At 66.0% G+C, this 1,603-nt stretch carries 2 protein-coding genes; both read right to left on the reverse strand.

All coding sequences use genetic code 11. The features are described from left to right. The coding region (locus PMI01_RS27990) for a hypothetical protein (RefSeq protein WP_007675328.1) at positions 1-194 on the reverse strand (194 nt) is incomplete at its 3' end. A 218-nt stretch (positions 195-412) separates the two neighbouring features. Beyond that, positions 413-1,603: elongation factor Tu (gene tuf / locus PMI01_RS23555; protein WP_007675330.1), on the reverse strand; the 1,191-nt coding region annotated here is incomplete at its 5' end.

Consider the following 1,603-nt stretch of genomic DNA (forward strand, 5'->3'; position numbering starts at 1 on the left):
CCCCCCAGCCAATAGCGCCGACCGCCGTCCACGGTCTGCGTGGTGGTCGGCGTCCAGCGCTGGAAATCATGCCCCAGCACCCAATCGCCCGCCGGCTCGAACCCGACGGGCCCGATGCTTTCAACTTCCCCGTACACTCGACGCCCCCGATACCCCTCGACGCCGCGCATGGCGTCGAACCGCGATAGCAGCACGAGGCTCCGGGCCGCCGCAACCCAAAGAATCTGCCCACCTCGCTGCTCCGCCCCCTCGCCGCGACAGACCGCGAAGCGGTCAGGTGGGGGCAAGTGGGCGGAGCAGCCCCCTCCGTCGGCTTCGCCGACACCTCCCCCAGAGGGGGAGGCATGCAAAAGGCCCCGGGGTTTCCCCCGGGGCCTTCGCGAGTTCGGTAGAGACTTCAGAACGTCGAAGACTATTCGACGATCTTGGCCACCACGCCGGCGCCGACCGTGCGGCCGCCTTCGCGGATGGCGAAGCGCAGGCCCTGGTCCATGGCGATCGGGGTGATCAGCTCGACGTCCAGCTCGGCGTTGTCGCCCGGCATGATCATTTCCACGCCTTCGCGCAGCTTGATGATCCCGGTCACGTCGGTGGTGCGGAAGTAGAACTGCGGACGGTAGTTGGTGAAGAACGGCGTGTGACGGCCGCCTTCTTCCTTGGTCAGGATGTAGGCCTCGGCCACAAACTTGGTGTGCGGGGTGATCGAACCCGGCTTGCACAGCACCTGGCCGCGCTCGACGTCTTCGCGCTTGGTGCCGCGCAGCAGCACGCCGACGTTGTCGCCCGCCTGGCCTTGGTCCAGCAGCTTGCGGAACATTTCGACGCCGGTGCAGGTGGTCTTCTGGACCGGACGGATGCCGACGATCTCGACTTCCTCACCGACCTTGACGATGCCCTTTTCGATCCGGCCGGTCACCACGGTGCCGCGGCCCGAGATCGAGAACACGTCTTCCACCGGCATCAGGAACGGCAGGTCGACCGGGCGGTCGGGCTGCGGGATGTAGGCGTCGACCGTGGTCATCAGCTCGAGGATCGAGTCCTCGCCGATGATCGGGTCGCCACCGTCGATCGCCACCTTGGCCGAACCCTTGGTGATCGGAATGTCGTCGCCTGGGAAGTCGTAGGACGAAAGCAGCTCGCGCACTTCCATCTCGACCAGCTCGAGCAACTCGGCGTCGTCGACCAGGTCGACCTTGTTCATGTACACGACCAGGGCCGGCACGCCGACCTGACGGGCCAGCAGGATGTGCTCGCGGGTCTGCGGCATCGGGCCGTCGGCGGCCGAAACCACCAGGATCGCGCCGTCCATCTGCGCCGCGCCGGTGATCATGTTCTTCACGTAGTCGGCGTGGCCGGGGCAGTCGACGTGCGCGTAGTGACGGTTGGCCGTCTCGTACTCGACGTGCGCGGTGTTGATCGTGATGCCGCGGGCCTTTTCTTCCGGCGCCGCGTCGATGTCGGCGTAGTTCATCGCCTTGCCGCCACCCTTTTTGGCCAGGGTGATGGTGATCGCCGCCGTCAGCGTCGTCTTGCCGTGGTCAACGTGACCAATCGTGCCGATGTTGCAGTGCGGCTTGTTACGTTCGAACTTTTCCTTGGCCAT

The sequence above is a fragment of the Caulobacter sp. AP07 genome, from assembly GCF_000281955.1.
Lineage (GTDB): Bacteria > Pseudomonadota > Alphaproteobacteria > Caulobacterales > Caulobacteraceae > Caulobacter.